We start from the raw sequence: 21885 nt of genomic DNA on the forward strand, positions 1-21885 counted from the left end.
CTAGCCGACGCGCACCCAGGCCGTGGTGTCCGGGCGGAGCGTGAGCCCGTCGCCCACGGGGTCGCTGGACAGCAGCAGCTCGCCGGAGGGCAACCCGACCGGTGCGGCGCCGAGGTTGGTGACGCTGTGCCACCCGCCGGGGCGCGCGAGGTGCAGCACGTCGGGATCGTCGCCGACCCAGGTGAGCGACTCGTCGGTGAGCAGCCGCCGCCGCAGGGCCAGAGCCGTCCGGTACAGGCTGAGGGTCGACCACGGGTCCAGCTCCTGCCGCTGCACCGACACGTCGGCGAACCAGGGCGGCTGCGGCAGCCACGTCGGGGACCCGCCGAAGCCGAAGGACGGCGGGTCGGGCGTCCACGGCAGCGGCACGCGGCACCCGTCCCGGCCCTTCTCCCGGCCGCCGGACCGTCGGGCCAGCGGGTCCCGCAGCACCTCGGCGGGCAGGTCGGCGACCTCGTGCAGGCCGAGCTCCTCCCCCTGGTACAGGTACGTCGCGCCCGGCAGGGCGAGCTCCAGCAGGACGGCGGCGCGGGCGCGCCGCAGCCCCAGCTCCCAGTCGACCACCGGGTGCGTGCCGTCCGTCGTCACCCAGGCCTTGGCCCCCACCTGCGAGGACAGGCCCTCCTGCGGGGGCAGGCCGAACCGGGTGGCGTGCCGCACCGAGTCGTGGTTGGACAGCGTCCACGTCGCCGACGACCCGCGTCGCGCCTGCTCCAGACCGCGGTCGATCGCGGCCCGCACGGCCGCCGCGTCCCAGGCCGCCTCGAAGAGGTCGAAGTTGAACGCCTGGTCCAGGCTGCGCGGGTTGGCGTACATCGAACGGCGCTCGGGGTGGACGGCGGCCTCCGCGACAGCCGACCGCGGCGGGTCGTAGGCGTCGAGGACCTGCCGCCACTCGGCGTACACGTGCTGGAGGTCGTCACGGTCCCAGAACGGGTGGCTGCCGTCGGACCGGGGCGGCTCGGCGGGGTCCAGCTCCACCTCGAGGTGGCCGTCGACGTCCTTGACGAGGCCGTGCGCGACGTCGACGCGGAACCCGTCCACGCCCCGGTCGGCCCAGAAGCGCAGGGTCTGCAGCAGGTCCTCGCGCACGTCCGGGTCGGCCCAGTTCAGGTCGGGCTGCTCGGGGGCGAAGAGGTGCAGGTACCACTGCCCGTCGGCCACGCGCTCCCAGGCCGGCCCGCCGAACACCGACTGCCAGCCGGACGGTGGGAGGGCGCCGTCCGGGCCGCGGCCGTCGCGGAAGACGTACCGGTCGCGCTCGGGCGAGCCGCGCCCGGCGGCGAGCGCGTCGCGGAACCAGCGGTGGCGGTCGGAGGTGTGGTTGGGGACGACGTCCACGACGACCTTGATCCCTGCCGCGTGCAGGGCGGCGACCATCGCGTCGAGGTCGGCGAGGGTGCCCAGCCGGGGGTCCACGGCGCGGTGGTCGTCGACGTCGTACCCGCCGTCCGCGAGGGCGGAGGGGTAGAACGGGCTGAGCCACACGGCGTCGACGCCGAGCGACCGCAGGTAGGGCACCCGCGAGGTCACCCCGGCGAGGTCGCCGACGCCGTCGCCGTCGGCGTCCGCGAAGCTGCGCGGGTACACCTGGTAGACGACCGCCTGCCGCCACCAGGGAGCCGTCCCGCCCGCCGCGCCCGTCACTTGATCGCACCCCTCGTGACGCCGGACAGGATCCACCGCTGCGCCAGGACGTAGACGACCAGCGTCGGCGCCATCGCCATGAGGTACGACGCGAACGCGACGTTGTAGTTGGTGGAGAACGCCAGCTGGAAGACGTTCTGGATCACCGGCAGCGTCTGCAGCGACGGGTCGGCGGTGATGAGCGACGGCATCATGAAGTCGTTCCAGGACGCCAGGAACGCGAAGATGCCGATGGTCGCGTTCATGGGCGCCAGCAGCGGGAAGATGAGCTTCCAGAACGTCTGCCAGGTCGAGGCGCCGTCGATCCGGGCGCTCTCCTCCAGCTCGTGCGGGATGGAGCGCAGGAACGCCGAGTAGAGCAGCACGCTGAACGAGAGCTGGAACATCACGTGCAGCACGGTGACGCCGACCGGGTTGTCCATCGACAGGAACGCGGTCAGCTTCACCTGCGGCAGGGCGACCACCGGGAACGGCAGGAACATCGCGCCGAGCAGGTAGAAGTAGGAGTACCGGAACAGCTTGCGGTCCCAGTTGCGGGCGATGGCGTACGACGCCCAGGACGCCAGCACCAGGGTGCCGGCCACCGTGCCGGCGGCGACGAGGAACGAGATGGTGAACGACCGCGGGAAGCTGGTCAGGGTCCAGGCCTCGGAGAAGCTCGACCAGTTCATCGGCCACGGCCAGTCGAAGCCCGCGCCCGCGACCGCCTGCTCGCTGGTCTTGAAGGCCATCGCGACCGTGAAGTACAGCGGGACGAGGACGGTGAGGGAGCAGACGGCGAGGACGAGGGTCAGCGCCCACGAGCGGCGCTGGCCGCGGTCGTGCCAGCTGCCGCGGCGGCGGGTGGGCCGCGTGCTCGCGGCGACGGCGGGGGCATCGGCGGCGACGGCCATCAGAGCGACACTCCTCGGCGGCGGATGATCTGCAGCTGCAGGACGGAGACGACCACCGTGACGACGAAGAACAGCACGGCGTTGGCCATCTGGTAGGCGTAGTCACCGCTGCTGAAGCCGGTGAAGATCGTCATCGCGACGCTCATCGTCGCGGTGCCCGGACCCCCGTTGGTCAGGCCGACGATGATGTCGTAGGCGTTGAGGAAGTTCTTCACGCCGAGGACCGTGTTGATGACGACGTACCCGAACAGCAGCGGCAGCGTGATCGACGTCAGCTGCCGCCACGCGGACGCGCCGTCGAGGGACGACGCCTCGTACACCTCCTCGGGGATGGACAGCAGCCCCGCGAGGTAGATGATCAGTGCGCTCGGGACGGCCTGCCAGGCGGTGACCAGGACGATGGCCAGCCAGGCGAGGTCCTCGTTGGCCAGGATGCTCGTCTGCAACGACTCCAGCCCGAGGCCGGACGCGAGGGTCGGCAGGGACGTCGAGAACAGGTAGTTGAAGACGTAGGCGATGACGATGCCGGAGACGACCATCGGCAGGAAGAACACCCCGCGCAGCGCCGTCTTGGCCTTGATCCGGGAGTTCAGGCCGATCGCGATGAAGAGGGCGACGACGTTGACCAGGAGCACCGTCGCGACGGCGAAGCCGATGGTGAACGTGTACGCGGACAGGATCCGCGGGTCGGTGAACATCACCCGGTAGTTCGACAGGCCGACGAACTCCCACTCCCCGAACCCGACGAAGTTGGTCAGGCTGAAGAACGCCCCGGCGATCGCGGGTGCCGTGATGAACAGCGTGAACAGCAGCATCGCCGGCAGCAGGAACAGGTAGTAGACGGGGTCCACGCCGCGTCGGCGGCGACGCGGGCCGGTCCGTCCGGCGTCCCCGGCGGTCGGCTGGACGGTGGTGGGGGGACTGGTCGCGGTCACGGTCGCTCCTCGCGCGGGGCTGGGGCCGGGTTCGCTCAGGCCGAGCGCAGCGCCAGGCGCTGCCAGTCGGCGTCCAGGGTCTCCAGGAACGCCTCGCCGTCACCGGACAGCACGGCCTCCTGGAGGTAGTTGCCCAGGGGGACGGTCGGGGGGATGTACGTGCCCGCGCCCTGGTAGAAGCGACCGGCGTCGACGTACGGCTGCAGCCCGGCGACGCGGGGGTCCGGCTGGTCCGGGGCGTCGACGAGCGGCGAGTAGGCCTGGTTCTCGGTGTTGTAGGTGTTGACGATCTCCGGGGACATCAGGTGCTCGAGGAACGTGCGGGCGGCGTCGGGCGACGGTGTCGACCTCGGGATCCACAGGGCCAGGTCGAGGTTGACCCGCACGCGCCGCTCGTCGGGGTCATCGGTCATCGGCAGCGCGAACGTGCCGACGGGCAGGTCCGGGTCCACCTTGGCGATCTCGCCCAGCGCCCACGGCCCCTGCAGGTACATCGCCGCCCGCCCCTGGCCGAACGCGAGGTTGCCGTCGTAGTAGGTGCGTGAGGCGGCGTCGTCGTTGCTCCAGGCGGCGAGCTCGAGCATCCGGTCCACGGCCGGTCCCATGACCTGCGTGAACGACTGCGGACCACCGGGCTCGAAGTCGGTGCCGACCTCCTGCAGGTCGGCGTAGAAGCCGGCGACGTCCACCATGCCGCCGGTGCAGTAGTCGAACAGCCCCTGCTGGATCGTCCAGGTCTCCCGGTAGGTGCTGTACAGCGGCGTGACGCCGGCGGCGGCGAAGGTCTCGCAGGCAGCGAGCAGCTCGGCCCACGTCGTCGGGATCTCGACGCCCACCTGGTCGAACAGCGCCTGGTTGTAGATGACTCCCGCGGCGGTCACCGAGAACGGCAGGACGCTGGTCTGGTCGCCGCTGCCGGCGAACTGCCCGACCAGCTCCTGCACGTCGGGGGCGATCTGCTGCGCCGCGGGGACGTCGGCCAGGTCGGTCAGGACGTCGCGGCGCACGAAGTTCGCGGCCTCGAGGTTGTAGTTGTAGCAGGCCAGGTCGGGTGGGGCCTCGCGGACGAACTGCGCGGTGATCGAGGTGGGCGTGGTGTCCAGGACGACGCGCACGTCCTGCTGGGAGGCGTTGAAGTCGTCGACCAGCTGACGGAAGTAGCCGACGACCTCGGGCTTGTTCATCAGGAAGCGGATCTCCGAGCCCCCGCCGGCGGAGCAGCCGGCGAGCGGGACGCCGCAGGCCGCGCCCACGCCGAGCAGCGCGGCCTTCAGCGCGGACCGGCGGGTGGGCCCGTGAGGCGCCGGCGCGGTGACGGACGCGGTGCGTGCTCCCGGCGGTCGCGTGCCCACTGCTGCCCCTCCCTCACCTGTCAGGCCGAGGACCGGACGAAGCGGGATAGATGGGATGATCAGGAGACTAAATAAACACCTGGTGAGAAGGTAGGCTCGCCGACCGGGAGGGTCAAGACCTTGGACCACGCCATCTCCTCGCCCCGCCGCCTGCGCGAGGTCAACGCCCGCGCCGTGCTGCGCGTCGCCTGGGACGTCGAAGCCGTCACCGCGGCCGACCTCATGGGCACGACCGGCCTGTCGCGGGCGACGGTGCACGACGTCTGCGACGAGCTGCTGCGTCGCGGCTGGCTGCTGGAGGCCGCCGACCAGCGCCAGCACGGCGGCTACCGCCTCGGCAGGCCCGCCCGGCGCTGGAGCCTGGCCTCGGACGCCGGCGTGGTCGTGGGCGTGGACGCGGGGGTGCACCGTGTCACCGCGGTCGCCGCCGACCTCCGCGGGAACGAGCTCGCCCGGCACGCGGAGACCGTCGGCCCGACGACCGCTGCCCCCCGCCGCCGGCAGGTGGTCGAGCGCAGCGTCCGGTCCGCGGTCGAGCGGGCCGCACCCGCCCACGACGGCCCGCTCTCGGTGGTCGTCGGCGTGCCGGCGCCCGTCGACGCCGACGGGCTGACCACGTTCCGCGGCAACCCGTTCTGGCGCGCCGTCAACCCCTCGCTCGCGTCCCACCTGCGCGCCCGGGGGTGGTCGGTCGTCGTCGACAACGACGCCAACCTGGCGGCGACGGGCGAGGCGACGCGCGGGCTCGGCGTCGGCGTCGCGGACCACGTCACGCTCCTGGTCGACGAGGGCTTCGGCGCGGGGGTCGTCGTCGACGGGCGCCTGCTGCGCGGTGCGCACGGCGGGGTGGGCGAGATGCGCTTCCTCGACCACGTCGACGGGGTCGGCTCGCCGGCCGGGGTGGCCGCGCAGGCCCGGCACCTGGCCCTGGAGGCCCTGGACGCGCCCGGCGGGCCGGGCTCGGTCCTGGCGACGCTGCCACCGCGGGCCGTGGACGCGGTCGCCGTCCTGGCCGCCGCGCAGGACGGGGACGCCGTCGCGGCGCGCGTGGTGGCCGAGCTGGCCGCGCGGCTGACGCGGGTCGTCGCCGTGCTCGCGACGACGTTCGACCCGTCGGTCGTCGTGCTCGCCGGCCACCTCGCCGAGCACTGCGGACCGCTCGCCGAGGCCGTCAGGCGCGGCCTGCCCGCCTACCTGGACCCGCCGCGCCCGGTGGTCGCGATCTCCTCGTTCGGCGGGGACGGTGTCGTCCGGGGCGCCGTCGAGCGGGCGGTCGCGGACGTCCGGGAGCGCGCCCTGTCGATCGACCTGCCGGGGGCTGCGGCGGCGACCGGGACCTGAGTCCCGTACTGCCCGTCAGGCCAGCGTCAGCGACCACGTCCCGGCCAGCACCCCGGCGGTCGTGGCGACCGCCGCGACCGCGATCCCACCGAGGACGACGAGCACGTCGTGGCCGGTGAACCGGCTGCGGCGCGCCCAGGTCCGCTCCGTGGACGCCCCGAACCCGCGCGCCTCCATCGCCGTCGCCAGCGTGGTGGCGCGCCGGACGGCGAGCACGAGCAGCGCGAAGGTCTGCCCCGCGGTGGTCCTCAGCCGTCCCACCGGACCGTCGTCGCCGATCCCTCGGGCCCGGCGGGCCAGGGACAGCAGCTGCCACTCCTCGGCGAGCACCCCGAACAGGCGCGTCGCCGCCAGGGCGGCCAGGACGAACCGGTGCGGCAGGCGCAGCACCTGGGCGAGCGAGTCGGCGAGGTCGGTCGGGTCGGTGGTCGCCAGCAGGACGACGCCGGGCAGGCCGATCGCGAGCACCCGCAGCGCGATCGCGGCGCCGGCGGTCGCGGACCCCTCCGTGACGGTGACCGGCCCCAGGCCGAGCAGCACCGCACCGGAGTCGACGCCCAGCCAGGTGGTGGCGACCCCGGCGGACGCTGCGGCCAGGACGACGATCCAGGCCCGCCGCCACAGCGCCCGGGGCCCCAGGCCGGCCCAGGGCAGCAGCACCAGCTCGAGCAGCAGCGCGACACCGGCGGTGACGACGTCCACCGTCAGCAGCAGCGCCAGCGACAGCACCACGGACACGGCGAGCTTCGCGACGGGGTTGGCCCGGGCCAGCGGCGCCCCCCGGTCGGCGTCGGCCGCGCCGGCCAGCAGGTCGACGGCGGTCACCGGGCCACCTGCCGGACGTCGGCCCGCCCGCCGCCCACGGTCACGACCTCGTCCGCGAGCGCGTGCACGAGCGCGCCGTCGTGGGTGGCGGCGACGACCGCGGAGCCGCCGGCGAGCAGCTCGGCGAGCAGCTCCGCCAGCTCGGCCCAGGTCAGCGCGTCCTGGCCGAACGTCGGCTCGTCGAGGACCAGCACCCGCGGCCGGGTGGCGAGCGCGGTCGCGACCGACAGCCGCCGCTGCTCACCGCCCGACAGCGTGAACGGGTTGGCGCGAGCGAGGTGCGCCAGCCGCAGCCGCTCCATCAGCTCGGCGGCCCGGGCGGCGGCCTCGCCCTCGGACCGGCCGGTGCGCAGCGGGCCGACGGCGAGCTCGTCGGCGACGGTGGCGGCGACGAACTGGTGGCGGGGGTCCTGGAACACCGAGCCGATCCGCCCGACGAGCTGCCGAGGTCGCCAGCCGGACGGGTCGGCGGCCAGCCGCGCCCCGGCGCGGAGCGCGGCGGAGGCGGTGAGGTCACCCGCGGTGTGACGTGCGAGGCCGCCGAGGGCGAGCGCGAGCGTCGACTTGCCGGCACCGTTCGCGCCGACGAGGGCGGTGGCGTGACCGGCCCGGACGTCGAGGTCGACGCCGCCGAGGACGGCCCGCTCGAGCCCGCGGCGCGACACCTCCAGGCCCCGCGCGGTCAGCAGCGGCTCGGCGGCGTGCGGCGCGGCCGGCCGGGTGGGGCCGCCCGGCAGGTGCCCCGGCACCCACACGCCGCGGGCCGCGAGCCGCGCCCCCTCGCGCTGGAGCACGGCCGCAGGGGCGCCGTCGGCCACGACGCCGCCGCCGGGTTCGAGGACGACGACGCGGTCGACGACGTCCCACCAGGTGGCGACGCGGTGCTCGACGAGCACGCAGGTGGCCGACGTCCCGTCGAGCAGCTCGCGGACGGTCCTCGCGAGCGCGCGTCCGGCGTCCGGGTCGAGCATGGACGTCGGCTCGTCGAGGAGCAGGACGTCGGGCCGCAGGGCCAGGACGCCGGCCAGGGCGAGGCGCTGCCGCTGCCCGCCGGACAGCCGCGACGTCGGGTGGTCGCGCGGCAGGTCGAGCCCGACGTCGGCGAGCGCGGCGTCGACCCGGGGCCAGATCCGGTCGGCGGGGACCGCGTGGTTCTCCAGGCCGAAGGCGACGTCGTCCCCGCAGCGGGCGAGCACGGTCTGCGCCTCGGGGTCCTGCAGGAGGAGGCCGGTCCGGGCGCGGCCCACCGCCTCCTCGACGGCCCGCAGCCGTGCCTGGTGGGCGGGGACGCCGTCGAGCAGCACCTCGCCCTCCTGCTGGCCGCTGCCGTCCGGGCCGGGGTCGAGCAGCCCGGCGACGGCGGCGAGGAGGGTGGACTTGCCGGCGCCGCTGGGGCCGAGCAGCAGCACCCGCTCACCGGGGCCGACGTCCAGGTCGACGCCGCGCAGCGCCCACGCCCGGCGGCCGTGGTGCCGCCACCCCCACCCGCGCAGGCTGAGGGTGGTCACGGTCCTCCCGCCGGGGCGTGGGTCATCGTGACGGCGCGGCTCAGACGCGTTCGGCGTCGCGGCCGGAGGCGAGGGGCGCCAGGGCACCGGTCGCCGCCAGGGCGCGGGTCAGGGCCCACGAGCCGATGCCGGCGACGACCACGCCGGAGAGGACCGCCAGGGCGACGTAGACGGTCTTGTAGACGGGCTCGAACTCCGGGTAGTAGACGAAGGTGTCCAGCAGCCCGACGACGACGCCCGCCCCGGCGCCGGCCGCCGCGGCGGCCCAGATCCCGAACCGGCGGTACAGCAGGAGGGCGAGCACGACCTCGGCGCCGAGTCCCTCGAGGAGGCCGTACCAGACCGTCGCGAAGCCCCACTGGTTGCCGACGAGGGCGCTGACGGTGGCGGCGACCACCTCGACGTAGACGGCGGCGCCGGGGCGGCGGATCACGAGCCCACCGAGGACGCCGGGCAGCAGCCAGACGCCGACGCCGATCGCGCTGGCCGGCGGGAACGCGGCGAGCCCGGCCGACAGCGGCTCCCAGCCGATGTTCCAGGCGACGAAGAGGAACCCGCCGGCGACGCCGAGGACGCTGGCGACGACGACGTCGACCACCCGCCAGCGGGGCCGGGTGGTCGACGTCCAGCCGGCGAGCCACAACCCGGCGAGGGCGAGCAGCAGCGCCGCGGGGACGGTGAGGTCGACCAGCGGGGTGCCGAACAGCGTGGGCTCCTGCGGCAGGCCGACCGCCCAGGTGACGGCGCCGGCGACGAGCCCGGCACCGGCGAGCGCGAGCGACAGCGGCCGGAGCCGGTGCCCGCTGGCCGTGGGGTGCTGGCCGTGACCGGCGGCGGTGGTCCGTGCGTCCTGCGTGGTGGGGCTCGACGCGTCGTCCCGGGTGCTGCTCATCGTGTGTCCTCCTGCGCGGTGCGCTCCAGGAGGGGCACCGCGCCCCGGGCCGCGGCGGACGCCGCGGTCGGGTGCGCGGTGGGAGGTCCCGACTCCCTACACCGGTGCTAACCGGATCAGGTTCGAGGGTCTGCGGCTGCCCGCACTCTCAGCGCCCTGGTGGCGCTCCCCTGTCGCTGCGGCCACGGTACACCCGCCGGGGTCGGGGCTCGGACGAGTTGCCGCGCTCCCCGGCGTGCGCGAGCGTGAGGCAGCGCAGTCGACGTCGCCGCCGGACCGGCGGCCCGAGGAGCTGGAGGCCCCGGCGTGAGCAGTGACAGCAGCAAGGTCTGGACGATCATGGGCACCGGCTCGGCCGTGCTCGCCGGCATCGCGGCGAAGAAGGTCATCACGCTGGCGTGGACGAAGGGCACCGGCAACGCACCGCCGGCCAACCCCGAGTCGCCCGACACCTCCTGGAAGGAGGCCCTCGGCTGGGCGCTGTTCTCCGGGGCGCTGGTCGGCGTCGCGCGCATGCTGGCGGCGCGCAAGGCCGCCGACTACTACCGCAAGAGCACCGGCCACCTGCCGAAGGGCCTGGAGCAGGTCGGCTGACCTGCCGCCGCCCGGGGACGCGGCGGGAGGTGGCTGCGGCACCGGCCCGCCGTCTGTGACACTGGGCGCGTGCTGAGGTCGTTGCGCGAACCGGGGACGGGCCGTCCCTCGCCGCTGGCGAGGCTGCTCGCGGTGCTCGTCGTGCTCGGGATGCTGGCGGTGAGCGCACCGGTCGCGATGCCGGTGCTGCGCTGGCTGTCGTCCCTGTTCTGAGGTCGCGCGCAGTGGACGGCGCAGTGGACGGCGGCACGGACGGCCGCGCGGACGGCGGGGCAGCGTCCGGCGAGGACCTCCCACGGGTGAGCCCGCAGGACCGGGCGCTGGCCGCGGTGCGTGCCAGCGGCATCGACCACCGCGTCGTGCGGCACGGCCGGGTGTCGAGCCTGGCCGAGGCGGCCGCCGTCCGGGGCGTCGAGCCGTCGCAGGTGCTCAAGACCATCGTGGTGCGGCGCGCCGCGGACGACTACCTGGTGGTGCTCGTCCCCGGTGACCGGGAGATCGCCTGGCCCAGGCTGCGGGCCCTGCTGGGCGTCAACCGACTGTCGATGCCGGACGCCGAGGACGCGCGCCGGGTCACGGGGTACGAGCGGGGCACCATCACCCCGTTCGGGTCGCTCACGCCGTTGCCGGTGGTCGCGGACGTGCGGGTGCCCCGCGGCGAGGTGTCCCTGGGCGCGGGCGCGCACGGGGTCGCGGTCGTCGCCGACGGGGCGGACGTCGTCACCGCGCTCGGCGCGCAGGTCGCGGACGTCACCGACCCCGCCCGCTGAGCGGTCGCGGGCCGGTCAGTCGTCGATCGCGGGCAGCGTCCAGGGCCGGACGCCGGCGAGCAGCACGACCGAGGCGAGTGCCGTCGTCCCGGCCATGACGAGGCCCATCGGCACCGCGGACGCCGTCCCGAGCACCCCGACGAGGGGCGCGGACGCGGCCGCGACCCCGAACTGGGTGGCCCCCATGATCGCCGCGGCGGTCCCGGCGGACTCGCCGTGCCGGGACAGGGCCAGCGCCGGCGCGTTCGGGAAGGAGTACCCCACCGAGGAGACGGCGACGAACAGCGGGACGAGGAGCAGGGGCAGCGGCGCCTGGAGCGCCGCGAGCACGAGCAGGCCCAGCGACCCGGTGGTGGCGCCGACGACGCCCGCGACGAGCATCTGCTGGGGGGTGAACCGGCGCAGCAGCAGCGGGTTGGTCTGGCTGGCCAGCACGATCCCGAGGGCGTTGGCCCCGAACACCAGCCCGTAGCTCTGCTCGTCGAGGCCGTACACCTCCTGCAGGACGAACGGCGAGCCGGACACGTACGCGAACAGCGTGGCCATCATCAGCCCGCCGACGAGCACGAGCCCCACGAACGGCAGGTCGCGCAGCAGCCGCCGGTAGGTGCGCAGCGTCGCGCCGACCCGGGCGGGCTGCCGGCGGGCCGGGGGCAGGGTCTCGCGCAGCCCGACCGCGGCCAGGCCGACGAGCAGGACGGCGACCGCGGCGAGCACCCAGAAGATCCCCCGCCAGTCGGTGAAGGTCAGCAGGTACCCGCCGAGGCTCGGGGCGAGGACGGGGGCGATGCCGATGACGAGCATCAGGTGCGACAGCAGCGTCGCGGCACGGCGGCCGCTGAACAGGTCCCGGACGACGGCCATCGCCACGACCGACACCGCCGCGCCGGCGAAGCCCTGGAGCACCCGCACCCCGGACAGGACGCCGATGCTCGGGGCGAGCGAGCACGCCACCGACGCCAGGCCGTGGGCGGCGACACCGACGAGCAGCGGCCTGCGCCGACCGACCGCGTCGGACACCGGGCCGATGAGCAGCTGGCCGACGGCCAGCCCGAGCATGATCCCGGTCAGGGTGAACTGGACCGCGGCGTCCGTGGTCCGCAGGTCCGCGGCGACGGCGGGCAGCGCCGGCAGGTACAGGTCGATCGTGAGCGGGCCGAGGGCCACGAGCAGGCCGAGCACCAGGACGAGCTGCAGGTAGCGGCCGCCGGTCGGTGCGGGCTCGGGGCCCGTGCTGGGCGCCACCGCCTCCGGGGCCGGCGCCGGGACCTGCGGCGCGGCGGGGACGACGTCCACGGGGGCGTCGGCGGTCCGGGGCAGGGTCGGCTCGCACGCGGTGGCGTGCGGCGGTGGCGTCACAGGGGTCTCCCGTCAGGTGCTGGGGTGGTCGGTCGGCGCTCCCGGCCCCGTGCGCGCACGCGGGCCCGAAAGCGCAGCAAAATCATCCCACGACGTGTTCCCGGTGCCGAACCGCTTTTCACCCGGCGAGCACGAGGGCCGGCGCACGTCACACGGGTCGACGCTTGACCGCGGGGCCGTACCTGCCGATGAGGTGACGTGACCCGTGTCGACCGCGCCCTGGTCGCAGCCGTGCTGCTGCTGGGGACGGGTGCCGTGGCCTACTCGCTGGCCCCTGGCGCGCTCGGGTGGCTCTACTACGTCGTGGCGGTCGGTGCGGTCGCCGTCGGCTGGGCCGCGCGGGTGGCCCGGCGCCCGGCCGACGGTCGCGCCTGGTCCTGGGTGCTCGGTGGGCTGACCGCCTGGGTGGTGGCCGACCTGGTCTGGCTGCTCGAGCAGCTCGCCGGCACCGCCCCCTTCCCGGCGCCGTCCGACGCCGTGTACCTCAGCGCCTACGTCCTCGCCGGTACCGGGCTCGTGTCGATCGTGCGCTCACGCCGCGACGCCGGCGGTGTGGCGATCGTGCTGGACGCCGCGATCGTCACCGCCGGCGTCGCCGTGCTCGTCGTGGTGCTGCTGCTCGAGCCGCTCGCGGAGGACGCCTCGCTGTCCGTCCCGGCCCGGGTGGTCGCCTCCGCCTACCCGGTCGGCGACCTCCTGCTGCTCGCGGTCGCCGCACGGATGTGGGCCTCCCCCGGTGCGCGGACGGCGTCCTACCGCCTCCTCGTCGCCGCCCTGCTCACCATGGGCGCCGGGGACATCGCCTGGAACGTCCTGGTGCTCACCACCAGCGACACGACGGTCGCCAGCATCGCGGACAGCCTGTGGCTCGCGAGCTACCTCCTGCTCGCGTCGGCGGCGGCGCACCCGACGATGCACGTCGTCGCCCAGCCCGGCCCGTCACGGCCCGTCCCCACGCTGACCCGTGGCCGGATCGGCGCGCTGACGGCCGGCCTGCAGCTGCCTGCTGTCGTGCTGATCCTCGACGGGACGATCGGGGACGACGTCTCCTGGGTGACCGTCGGCGTCGGGATGCTCCTGCTGTCGGGGCTCGTCGTGGCCCGGCTCAACGGCCTGCTGCACGTCGTCCAGCAGCAGGCCGTCCAGCTGGCCGCGCTGGCCCGCTCCGACGCCCTGACCGGGGCGCCCAACCGCCGCACCTGGGACCACGAGCTGTCCCGGGCCTGCCAGGTCTCGCACGACACCGGCCAGCCGCTCAGCGTCGCCCTGCTCGACCTCGACCACTTCAAGGCGTACAACGACCGGCACGGGCACCAGCGCGGTGACCGGCTGCTCAAGGACGCCGTGCGCGCGTGGACCGCGGCCCTGGGCGACGGTGCGACCCTCGCCCGGTACGGCGGCGAGGAGTTCGCCGTGCTGCTGCCGGGCCGCACGGTGACCGAGGCGGTCGCCGAGCTCGAGGTGCTGCGCTCGCTCGTCCCGGACGGGCAGACGGCGTCCATCGGCGTCGCCCCGTGGCACCCGGACACCGACCCGGCGACGGCCGTCGCGCACGCCGACGAGGCGCTGTACGCCGCCAAGCACCGCGGACGCGACCGGGTGGTGTCGCGGACCAGCCTGGTCGAGGGGGCGCTCGGCCAGCTGCTGCCGGACTTCCACGTGGTGGTCCAGCCGATCATGGAGCTCACCAGCGGCGCCGTCGTGGGCCACGAGGCCCTGTCGCGGTTCCCCGACCAGCGGGCGGACGTCGCGACCGTCTTCCGCCGCGCCCACGTCGACGGGCACGGGGACCTGCTCGAGGCGGCCGCCGTGCGTGCGGCCGTGGAGCACCCCGGTCGGCCCGCCCACCAGGAGCTCTTCGTCAACGTCTCCTCCCGGGCGCTGGCCTCGGACCGGTTCTGGGAGCGCCTGCCCGACCGGCTCGACGGCGTGGTCGTCGAGCTCACCGAGGAGGTCGAGCACCTCGACATGCCGGTGGTGTCGGCCAGCCTGGACCGGCTGCGGGAGCGGGGGGCGCGGGTGGCCCTCGACGACCTCGGGGCCGGCTCGGCCGAGCTGATGCGGCTGGCGTCCCTGCGGCCCGACGTGGTGAAGGTGGACCGCTCACTGGTCGACGGGTGCGCCCGCGACCCCGAGCGCAGCGCCGTGCTGCGCGGGATCGTCGCCTACGCCCAGGCCCTCGACGTACAGGTGTGCGCCGAGGGCGTCGAGGACGCCGACGACCTCACCCACCTGCGCGGTCTGGGCATCTCCTTCGCCCAGGGCTACCTGCTGGGTCGCCCCGGCGCGCAGTGGCGCACGACCGAGGCCGCCGGCGTCTGAGCCGCCGCTCAGGACGCCCGTTTCTGGCGGGGGGCGTTAGGCAGCCCGGCCGTGGAGACCCGTTCGAGCAGCTCGACGAGCGGGACCTGCCGGTCGCCCAGCCACCAGCTGCGCCACTCGCACCGGCCGCAGCGTCGCATCCTGGCCGTCCCGCCGTCCTTGAGCCGGAAGTCCATGGCGACGAGCGTCGTCCCCCGGCAACCGGGGCACGACTCGGCGAGCCGGCGCTCCCCGGCGGGACGCATCGCCGGTTCGACGTGCCGCCGCGGCAGGCGCGCTCCCGGTCCTGCGTCGTGGCCGTTCGGGCCGCTGGAGCCGCGGGCGCCGCCCGGCCCGACGGACCGGCTGCTGACGTGCGCGGACGATCGGTTGCCCCCCTGAGGCATGTCCCACTCCCCTGGTCGACGTGATGACCGGACATGTCCACCCCTGAACTGTCAGTAATCACCCTGTCGCACTCAGTGAGTGATGTCGACCCGAGACGGGTGGTCACCCCTCGGCGGTGATCTCCACCCGCCGGTTCGCCGCTCGGGCCGCGTCCACGTCCGGGGCCTGCGACTCGTCCACGACCGGCTCCCGCTCACCCCTGCCCTCCGCGGAGACGGCCACCTCCGGCAGCGCCCCGGTCAGGGCCGCGGCCACCGCCTGGGCACGACGAAGGGACAGGTCGTCGTTGTACGCGTCGTCCCCGACCGAGTCGGTGTGGCCGGTCACCAGCAGGGACGTCGTCCCGTTCTCGCGGACCTGGGCGACCACCCGCTGCAGGTCCTCGGCGGCCCGCGGCTGGAGGTCCGCCGAGTCGAAGGCGAAGTACACGTCCGCCGCGAGCACGAACTCCTCACCCTCCGCCACGGAGGTCAGGGCGCCGTCCGGGGTCCCGATGCGCCCCAGGACGCGCTCCACCCGCGGAGCCAGATCCTGCGGCTCCGGACCGAGGGCGTGCACGGCCCCCTCGGCACCGGCCGCTTCACCGGGGTCGACCTGCCACGGCACGCCCACGACCTCAGGGGTCGCCGGTGTGGTGGTCGCGCTGTCGCTCGCGACGGCCGGACCGGCGGCGCCGACGAGCACCGACGCCACCAGCAGCGGGCCCGCCGTCACCGCGACGCGCCGGGCAGCGGCACGGCGGACCGTCATCGGGTGACCGGCACGTCCGTGAACGCACCGGCCAGCGGGATGGTCACCGTGACCGTCTCCACGTCCTCCGGGACGGCGGTGAACGTCGTCGTCAGCACCGCGTGGGCGTCCGGCGGGAGGACCACGGCCTGCAGCTCCCCGCTGCACACGCACGTGTCGTCCTCGGTCATCGCGGCCTGGTGCAGGTTGCCGTTCACCCCGTCGAGCACCGTGACGGCGGCGGTCGTGAAGTGGTTGCCCGACGTGACGCTGCCACCGAAGGCCGAGGAGATCTGGACGTCCTCGTCCGCGCTGTCGTTGACGACCGTGAACAGGACGGACATCAGCTCGCCCTGCACGACGACCCCGTTGACGGCGATGGTCACGGGCTGCTCGTCCAGGGTGGTGCTGCGCTCGGCGACGACCGGCAGCTCGGTTTCGACCGGGACCGCCTCCGCGTCCTGGCCCCCCTCGGAGGACAGCGTCCCCGCCGTGTCGGACAGCGCCTCCTGCTCCTGCTCGGTAGCGCCGTCCGCCCGCTCGGCGTCCTCACCGCCTCCCGTGCACCCGACGAGGAGCACCGCCCCCACGGCCGCGCCGGCGACGGCGCGCACCCTCCGGCTCCTCCACGCGGTCCGGCTCATCCCATCCCCCTCGCCGCCCGGGCGGGCGCGCTGTACGACTCGGTCCTGCTCGGTCGTGCGCACCGTACCCGCGCGGACCCGACGGCGGTCGAGGTCGTCCCCAGGACAGCCGGACGGGATGACCGAGGGCGACCACGCGTGACGTCGCGGCGCCCCGGGCGGCTCGCCGCTCAGACCTCCAGGGCCCGGGCCAACGGCACCCCCGGCCGGTAGGCCAGGTGCCGGTACGACGGGGCGTCCAGGACGGCGAGGTCGGCGCGGGCCCCGACCCGCAGCACCCCGACGTCGTCGCGCCGCAGCGCCGCGGCGCCGCCCGCGGTCGCCGCCCACAGGGCCTCGGCCGGGGTCATCCCCATCTCCCGGACCGCGAGCGCGACGCAGAACGGCATCGACGAGGTGAACGACGTGCCCGGGTTGCAGTCCGTCGCCAGCGCGACCGTCACTCCGGCGTCGAGCAGCCGGCGGGCGTCCGGGTACGGCGAGCGGGTGGAGAACTCCACGCCGGGCAGCAGCGTGGCGACGGTCGTCCCCGCCGCGAGCGCGTCGACGTCCGCGTCGTCCAGGTACGTGCAGTGGTCGACGCTGGCCGCCCCGAGCTCGACCGCCAGCCGCGCACCCGGCCCGGGGGCGAGCTGGTTGCCGTGCACCCGCAGGCCGAGACCGCGCGCCGCCCCGGCCTCGAGGACGGTGCGCGCGGCGTCGGCGTCGAACGCGTGCGGGGACGCCGGCTCGCAGAACACGTCGACCCACCGGGCGTGCGGCGCGCACGCGTCGAGCATCGGCCCGGTCACGAGCGCGACGTAGTCGTCGACGCGACCGGCGTACTCCGGCGGGACGACGTGGGCACCGAGGAACGTGGTCTCGTCGGTGACCTCGCGCGCCAGCCGCAGGGCCCGCTCCTCGTCGGCGACGGTCAGCCCGTACCCGGACTTCACCTCGACGGTCGTGGTCCCCTGGGCCCGCATCTCGGCGACGAACCCGACGAGCCGCGCCTGCAGCACGTCGTCCGGGGCGGCCCGCGTGGCCTGCACGGTCGACGCGATCCCGCCCCCGTCGTACGGGACGCCGCTCATCCGGGCCTCGAACTCCGCCGACCGGTCCCCGGCGAACACCAGGTGCGCGTGCGCGTCGACGAAGCCGGGCACGACGGCCCGCCCGCCGAGGTCCACGCGCCGGTCGGCGGCCGGTGCCGACGCCTGCTCCCCGATCCAGACGACCGTCCCCTCGTCCGCGACGAGCGCGGCACCGGCCACCCGTCCCAGCGGCCCGCTCCCCAGTGACGGGTCGTTGGTGACGAGCTCGGTGATACCCGTGACGAGCGTGGTCATGCGTCCCTCTTCCCGGTCGTCGAGTGTCGCGACGCCACGGCGGCCCAGACGTCCCGGACGGCGTCCCGCAGCAGCGCCCCGACGTCCCCGAGGGTGTGCCGGCCGTCGTCGACGACGACCCGGCCGTCGACGACGACGGCGTGGACGTCGTCCGCGGCGGCGACCACGGGGACCTGGTCGAGGGCGGCACCGGCGGTGCGCGGGCCGTCGAGCCGCACCGCCACCAGGTCCGCGTGGGCACCCGGCCGCAGCTCGCCGCCGTCCCACCCGAGCGCGCGGTGGCCGTCTCGGGTCAGGACGCCGACGAGGTCGGCCGGCGCGAACGTGCCGCGTCGGCCGGTGGCGAGCCGCTCGTACCCCTCGACGAGCTGGGCCTCCCTCAGCAGGTCGGTGGCGACGTGCTGGTCGCTGCCGACGCACACCGGGCTGCCGGCGTCCCGCAGCGCGCCGAACGGTCCGATGCCGTCGGCGAGGTCGGCCTCGGTCGTGGGGCACGCGCACACGGTCGTCCCGGTGGCGGCCAGGGTCTGGACGTCCAGGCGGGTCAGGTGGGTGGCGTGCACGGCGGTGGTCCGCGGACCGAGCACCTCGTGCTCGGCGAGCAGACCCGTCGGGGTCAGCCCGTACCGGGCGTGGCACGCCTCGTTCTCGGCGGGCTGCTCGGACAGGTGCACGTGCAGCGGACGGCCCGCGGCGGCGTCCCGGACGACGTGCAGGTGCTCGGCCGGGACGGCGCGCACCGAGTGGGCGGCGACGCCGTGCCGGACGTGGCGGTGCCCGGGGTCCTGCACCGACCGCGCCGCCTGCCGCTCCGCCCAGGCGTCGGCGTCCGCGTCCGCGAACCGGCGCTGGACGTCGTCCAGGGGGCGGTGGCCACCGGCGTCGAGCCCGCCGGCGAGGTAGCAGGTGTCGAGCAGCGTCAGCCGGATCCCGGCGTCGGCGGCGGCCTCGACGAGCGCCGCGCCCATCACGTTCGGGTCGGCGTACGGCTGCCCCCCGGAACCGTGGTGCAGGTAGTGGAACTCCCCCACCGCGCTCACCCCGGACAGGGCCATCTCCGCGTAGGTGGCCCGCGCGAGGGCCAGGTACAGGTCGGGGTCGAGGACGGCGGCGACCTCGTACATCCGCCGTCGCCAGGTCCAGAAGGACCCGTGCTCGCCCGGGGCGTGCGGGTCGTCGCCGTGGGTGCGTCCACGCAGCGCCCGGTGGAAGGCGTGCGAGTGGGCGTTCGCGAAGCCCGGCAGGACGAGCCCGGCGAGCCGGTGGTCGCCCGGCTCCGGGCTCGCGCCCGGGCTCACGAACCCGATGCGCTCGCCGTCCACGACGACGCGCACGGACGCGACGGGGCCGGCGGTCGCGCCGGGGGTCTGCGCGGGCAGCCAGGCGTGCTCGCACCAGTACGCCCGCCCGCCACCGTGGTCCGTCACGCCAGCTCCTCCACCACCCGCACCAGCGCGTCGACCCCCGCCAGGCAGTCGTCCCGCTCCGCGTGCTCGTCGGGCGAGTGGGAGACGCCGGTCGGGTTGCGCACGAACAGCATGGCGGTCGGCACCCCGGCGGCGGCGAGGATCCCGGCGTCGTGCCCGGCGCCGGTGGCCAGGACCGGCGCTGGCCCGCGGTCGTCCGCGAGCAGCGTCGAGAGCCGGTCCCGCAGGTCGGCGGCGAACGGCGTGGACGCCGTCCACGACTCCTCGACCGCCTCGGCACCCGCCGCAGCGGCGACGTCGGCGACGACGGCCCGGACGTCGTCCGGGTCGGGCCCGCGGGAGTCCAGCCAGGCGGTGACGGACGACGGGATCGCGTTGACGCCGTTGGGTTCGACGGCCACCTTGCCGACGGTGGCGACCGCGGCGCGCGCCGCCGCCGCGCTGCGGGCGGTGGTGATCGCCGCGGCCAGCCGCAGCATCGGGTCGTCGCGGTCCTCCAGCCGGGTGGTGCCGGCGTGGTCGGCACGGCCGGGCAGGTCCAGCCGCCAGCGGCCGTGCGGCCAGATCGACGACGCGACGCCGACCGCCGCGCCCGCGCCGTCGTGGGCGTCGACGAGCGCCCGGCCCTGCTCGACGTGCAGCTCGACGAACGTCCCGACCCGGCGCAGCGTCTCGTCGTCGCGGCCGACCTGCCCCGGCTCGTGACCCGCGGCACGCATCGCGTCGGCCATGGTGGTGCCCTCGGCGTCGCGCAGGGCGAGCGCCCGCTCGGCCGTCATCGCGCCGGTGAGGACGCGGCTGCCCGCGCAGGCGACCCCGAAGCGCGCGCCCTCCTCGTCACCGAACACGGCGACCGCCAGGGGTCTGCGCGGTCTGAACCCGCTGTCGCGCAGGACGTCCAGCGCCGCCAGGGACGACACCACCCCGAGCGGGCCGTCGAAGGCGCCGCCCTCGGGGACGGAGTCCAGGTGGCTGCCGAGCACCAGCCCGGGCCCGTCGGCGTCCGGGTCGCCCCACCACGCCCACAGGTTGCCGACGCGGTCCGTCACGACCTCCAGCCCGCGCTCGGTGGCTGCGGCCGTGAACCACTCGCGCAGCGTCGCGTCCTCGGGCGTCCAGGCGAACCGCCGGTAGCCGCCGGTGCGCGGGTTCCGGCCGACGGGGGCGAGATCGGCCCACGACCGGTCGAACGACGAGCCCGTGACGCTCACGCCGGGTCGCCCTCGCGCATCGGCACCCGCACACCGCGCTGCACGGCGACGTCCGCGGCCAGGTCGTACCCGGCGTCCACGTGCCGGATGACGCCCATCCCCGGGTCGTTGGTCAGCACCCGCTCGAGCTTCTGGGCGGCCAGCGGCGTGCCGTCGGCGACGCTGACCTGCCCGGCGTGCAGGGACCGGCCGATGCCGACGCCGCCGCCGTGGTGGATCGACACCCACGTCGCCCCGGACGAGGCGTTGACGAGCGCGTTGAGCAGCGGCCAGTCCGCGATCGCGTCGGACCCGTCGGCCATCGCCTCGGTCTCGCGGTACGGGGAGGCCACGGACCCGGAGTCGAGGTGGTCGCGGCCGATGACGACGGGCGCGGACAGCTCGCCGGACGCCACCATCTCGTTGAACCGCAGCCCCGCCTGGTGGCGCTCGCCGTAGCCGAGCCAGCAGATCCGCGACGGCAGCCCCTGGAAGGCGACCTTCTCCCCGGCGGCACGGATCCACCGGGCGAGGTGGTCGTCCTCCGGGAAGAGGTCGAGCACCGCCCGGTCGGTCGCGGCGATGTCCGCCGGGTCGCCGGACAGCGCCGCCCAGCGGAACGGGCCCTTGCCCTCGCAGAACAGCGGCCGGATGTACGCGGGCACGAACCCGGCGAAGGCGAACGCCCGGTCGTACCCGCCCTGCCGCGCCTCGTCGCGGATCGAGTTGCCGTAGTCGAAGACCTCCGCGCCGGCGTCCAGGAAGCCGACCATCGCCTCGACGTGCTTCGCCATCGACGCCCGGGCGCGGTCGGTGAACTCCTCCGGCTTCTTCTCGGCGTACTCGTGCCAGTCGGCGAGGTCGACGCCCTCGGGCAGGTAGCTCAGCGGGTCGTGCGCGCTCGTCTGGTCGGTGACGACGTCCACCTCCACGCCGCGGCGCAGCAGCTCGGGGAAGACCTCGGCCGCGTTCCCGACCAGGCCGACGGACAGGGCCTCGCGGGCGCCCTTCGCGTCCAGGCAGCGCCGGACGGCGTCGTCCAGGTCGTCGGCGACGACGTCGAGGTAGCGGTGCTCGACCCGACGGTGCAGCCGCGCCGGGTCGACGTCCACGACGAGGCAGACGCCGCCGTTGAGGGTGACGGCGAGCGGCTGCGCGCCGCCCATCCCGCCGCACCCGCCGGTGAGGGTGAGCGTCCCGGCGAGGGTCCCCCCGAACCGCTTCGCGGCGACGGCGGCGAACGTCTCGTAGGTGCCCTGCAGGATGCCCTGGGTGCCGATGTAGATCCACGAGCCGGCGGTCATCTGGCCGTACATCGTCAGGCCCTGGTGCTCCAGGCGCCGGAACTCCGGCCACGTCGCCCAGTCGCCGACGAGGTTGGAGTTCGCGATGAGCACCCGTGGCGCCCACTCGTGCGTGCGCATCACCCCGACGGGGCGACCGGACTGCACGAGCATCGTCTCGTCGTCCGCGAGGGTGGTCAGGGCGCGGACCATCGCGTCGTAGCTGCGCCAGTCGCGCGCGGCGCGGCCGGTGCCGCCGTAGACGACGAGGTCGTCCGGGCGCTCGGCGACCTCGGGGTCGAGGTTGTTCATCAGCATCCGCAGCGGCGCCTCGGTCTGCCAGCTGCGGGCGGTCAGGGTGGTGCCGCGCGGTGCGCGGACCGGTCGTGCGCCGTCCATGGGGAGTCCTCTTCTCGCGTGCCGTGCGGTGACTGGTGTCTCGTGGCTGTCCGTTGGCTG

Annotated in this window: 20 protein-coding genes and 1 riboswitch; of the genes, 5 read left to right on the top strand and 15 right to left on the bottom strand. The window is 75.3% G+C overall.

Annotated elements, in window-relative coordinates:
* From ACYVQV_RS11830 to ACYVQV_RS11845, 4 genes are read right to left on the bottom strand one after another with little or no spacing between them, the layout of a single operon-like run.
* Entirely contained in the window at nt 1-1647 is a 1647-nt protein-coding gene (locus ACYVQV_RS11830; RefSeq protein WP_461023493.1) for a glycoside hydrolase family 13 protein, read from the bottom strand.
* Nucleotides 1644-2540, bottom strand: coding sequence for a carbohydrate ABC transporter permease (locus ACYVQV_RS11835; protein ID WP_461023494.1), 897 nt, complete (start codon nt 2538-2540; stop codon nt 1644-1646). The genes ACYVQV_RS11830 and ACYVQV_RS11835 overlap by 4 nt, the downstream gene beginning before the upstream one ends.
* Nucleotides 2540-3475 carry a carbohydrate ABC transporter permease gene (locus ACYVQV_RS11840; RefSeq protein ID WP_461023495.1) on the bottom strand — a complete coding sequence of 312 codons (936 nt, stop codon included), beginning with the start codon at nt 3473-3475 and terminating at the stop codon, nt 2540-2542. Before ACYVQV_RS11840 ends, ACYVQV_RS11835 begins: the two co-directional genes overlap by 1 nt.
* 35 nt (nt 3476-3510) lie before the next feature.
* On the bottom strand, nt 3511-4827 hold the full coding sequence (locus ACYVQV_RS11845) for an ABC transporter substrate-binding protein (protein WP_461023496.1): 1317 nt from the start codon (nt 4825-4827) through the stop codon (nt 3511-3513).
* Between the two features lie 120 nt (nt 4828-4947).
* On the opposite strand from ACYVQV_RS11845, the gene ACYVQV_RS11850 reads away from it, so the two are divergent.
* Nucleotides 4948-6168: an ROK family protein gene (locus ACYVQV_RS11850; RefSeq protein ID WP_461023497.1), complete on the top strand. Its 1221-nt coding sequence runs from the start codon at nt 4948-4950 to the stop codon at nt 6166-6168.
* A gap of 15 nt (nt 6169-6183) precedes the next feature.
* Here the strand turns inward: ACYVQV_RS11850 and ACYVQV_RS11855 are convergent, their stop codons facing one another.
* Genes ACYVQV_RS11855 through ACYVQV_RS11865 form a run of 3 tightly spaced genes read right to left on the bottom strand, consistent with a single transcriptional unit; the run spans nt 6184 to nt 9393 of the window.
* Complete coding sequence (locus ACYVQV_RS11855; protein ID WP_461023498.1) at nt 6184-6993, bottom strand: energy-coupling factor transporter transmembrane component T family protein; 810 nt, start codon at nt 6991-6993, stop codon at nt 6184-6186.
* A complete protein-coding gene (locus ACYVQV_RS11860) occupies nt 6990-8501 on the bottom strand; it encodes an ABC transporter ATP-binding protein (protein WP_461023499.1) in 1512 nt (503 codons plus the stop codon). The genes ACYVQV_RS11855 and ACYVQV_RS11860 overlap by 4 nt, the downstream gene beginning before the upstream one ends.
* Before the next feature lie 40 nt (nt 8502-8541).
* Entirely contained in the window at nt 8542-9393 is an 852-nt protein-coding gene (locus tag ACYVQV_RS11865; protein ID WP_461023500.1) for an ECF transporter S component, read from the bottom strand.
* A 76-nt stretch (nt 9394-9469) separates the two neighbouring features.
* Nucleotides 9470-9575, bottom strand: a riboswitch (TPP riboswitch).
* Nucleotides 9576-9699: 124 nt separating this feature from the next.
* Here ACYVQV_RS11865 and ACYVQV_RS11870 point away from each other — a divergent pair.
* The 3 genes from ACYVQV_RS11870 (at nt 9700) to ACYVQV_RS11880 (ending at nt 10757) form a co-directional block, all read left to right on the top strand.
* On the top strand, nt 9700-9987 hold the full coding sequence (locus ACYVQV_RS11870) for a DUF4235 domain-containing protein (protein ID WP_461023501.1): 288 nt from the start codon (nt 9700-9702) through the stop codon (nt 9985-9987).
* 69 nt (nt 9988-10056) lie between these two features.
* Nucleotides 10057-10200 (top strand): hypothetical protein, encoded by a 144-nt coding sequence (locus ACYVQV_RS11875; protein WP_461023502.1) that lies wholly within the window; start codon nt 10057-10059, stop codon nt 10198-10200.
* Between the two features lie 86 nt (nt 10201-10286).
* The gene (locus ACYVQV_RS11880) at nt 10287-10757 is read left to right on the top strand and encodes an aminoacyl-tRNA deacylase (RefSeq protein WP_461023503.1); all 471 of its coding nucleotides are present in this window, start codon (nt 10287-10289) and stop codon (nt 10755-10757) included.
* A 15-nt stretch (nt 10758-10772) separates the two neighbouring features.
* On the opposite strand, the gene ACYVQV_RS11885 is transcribed toward ACYVQV_RS11880, so the two are convergent.
* A complete protein-coding gene (locus ACYVQV_RS11885) occupies nt 10773-12116 on the bottom strand; it encodes a multidrug effflux MFS transporter (RefSeq protein WP_461023504.1) in 1344 nt (447 codons plus the stop codon).
* A 198-nt stretch (nt 12117-12314) separates the two neighbouring features.
* Between ACYVQV_RS11885 and ACYVQV_RS11890 the strand changes: the two genes are divergently transcribed.
* Nucleotides 12315-14438 (top strand): EAL domain-containing protein, encoded by a 2124-nt coding sequence (locus ACYVQV_RS11890; RefSeq protein WP_461023505.1) that lies wholly within the window; start codon nt 12315-12317, stop codon nt 14436-14438.
* 8 nt (nt 14439-14446) lie between these two features.
* Here the strand turns inward: ACYVQV_RS11890 and ACYVQV_RS11895 are convergent, their stop codons facing one another.
* From ACYVQV_RS11895 to hutU, 7 genes are all read right to left on the bottom strand, one after another.
* Nucleotides 14447-14824: a hypothetical protein gene (locus tag ACYVQV_RS11895; RefSeq protein ID WP_461023506.1), complete on the bottom strand. Its 378-nt coding sequence runs from the start codon at nt 14822-14824 to the stop codon at nt 14447-14449.
* Nucleotides 14825-14927: 103 nt separating this feature from the next.
* Nucleotides 14928-15575, bottom strand: coding sequence for an OmpA family protein (locus tag ACYVQV_RS11900; protein WP_461023507.1), 648 nt, complete (start codon nt 15573-15575; stop codon nt 14928-14930).
* Entirely contained in the window at nt 15572-16168 is a 597-nt protein-coding gene (locus ACYVQV_RS11905; RefSeq protein WP_461023508.1) for a hypothetical protein, read from the bottom strand. The genes ACYVQV_RS11900 and ACYVQV_RS11905 overlap by 4 nt, the downstream gene beginning before the upstream one ends.
* A 200-nt stretch (nt 16169-16368) precedes the next feature.
* Nucleotides 16369-17526: an imidazolonepropionase gene (gene hutI, locus ACYVQV_RS11910; protein ID WP_461023509.1), complete on the bottom strand. Its 1158-nt coding sequence runs from the start codon at nt 17524-17526 to the stop codon at nt 16369-16371.
* Nucleotides 17523-18953, bottom strand: coding sequence for a formimidoylglutamate deiminase (locus tag ACYVQV_RS11915; RefSeq protein ID WP_461023510.1), 1431 nt, complete (start codon nt 18951-18953; stop codon nt 17523-17525). The genes hutI and ACYVQV_RS11915 overlap by 4 nt, the downstream gene beginning before the upstream one ends.
* On the bottom strand, nt 18950-20164 hold the full coding sequence (locus ACYVQV_RS11920; RefSeq protein WP_461023511.1) for an allantoate amidohydrolase: 1215 nt from the start codon (nt 20162-20164) through the stop codon (nt 18950-18952). Before ACYVQV_RS11920 ends, ACYVQV_RS11915 begins: the two co-directional genes overlap by 4 nt.
* Complete coding sequence (hutU, locus tag ACYVQV_RS11925) at nt 20161-21825, bottom strand: urocanate hydratase (RefSeq protein WP_461023512.1); 1665 nt, start codon at nt 21823-21825, stop codon at nt 20161-20163. The genes ACYVQV_RS11920 and hutU overlap by 4 nt, the downstream gene beginning before the upstream one ends.
* Nucleotides 21826-21885 lie beyond the last annotated feature (60 nt).

Source organism: Thalassiella azotivora (assembly GCF_054781695.1).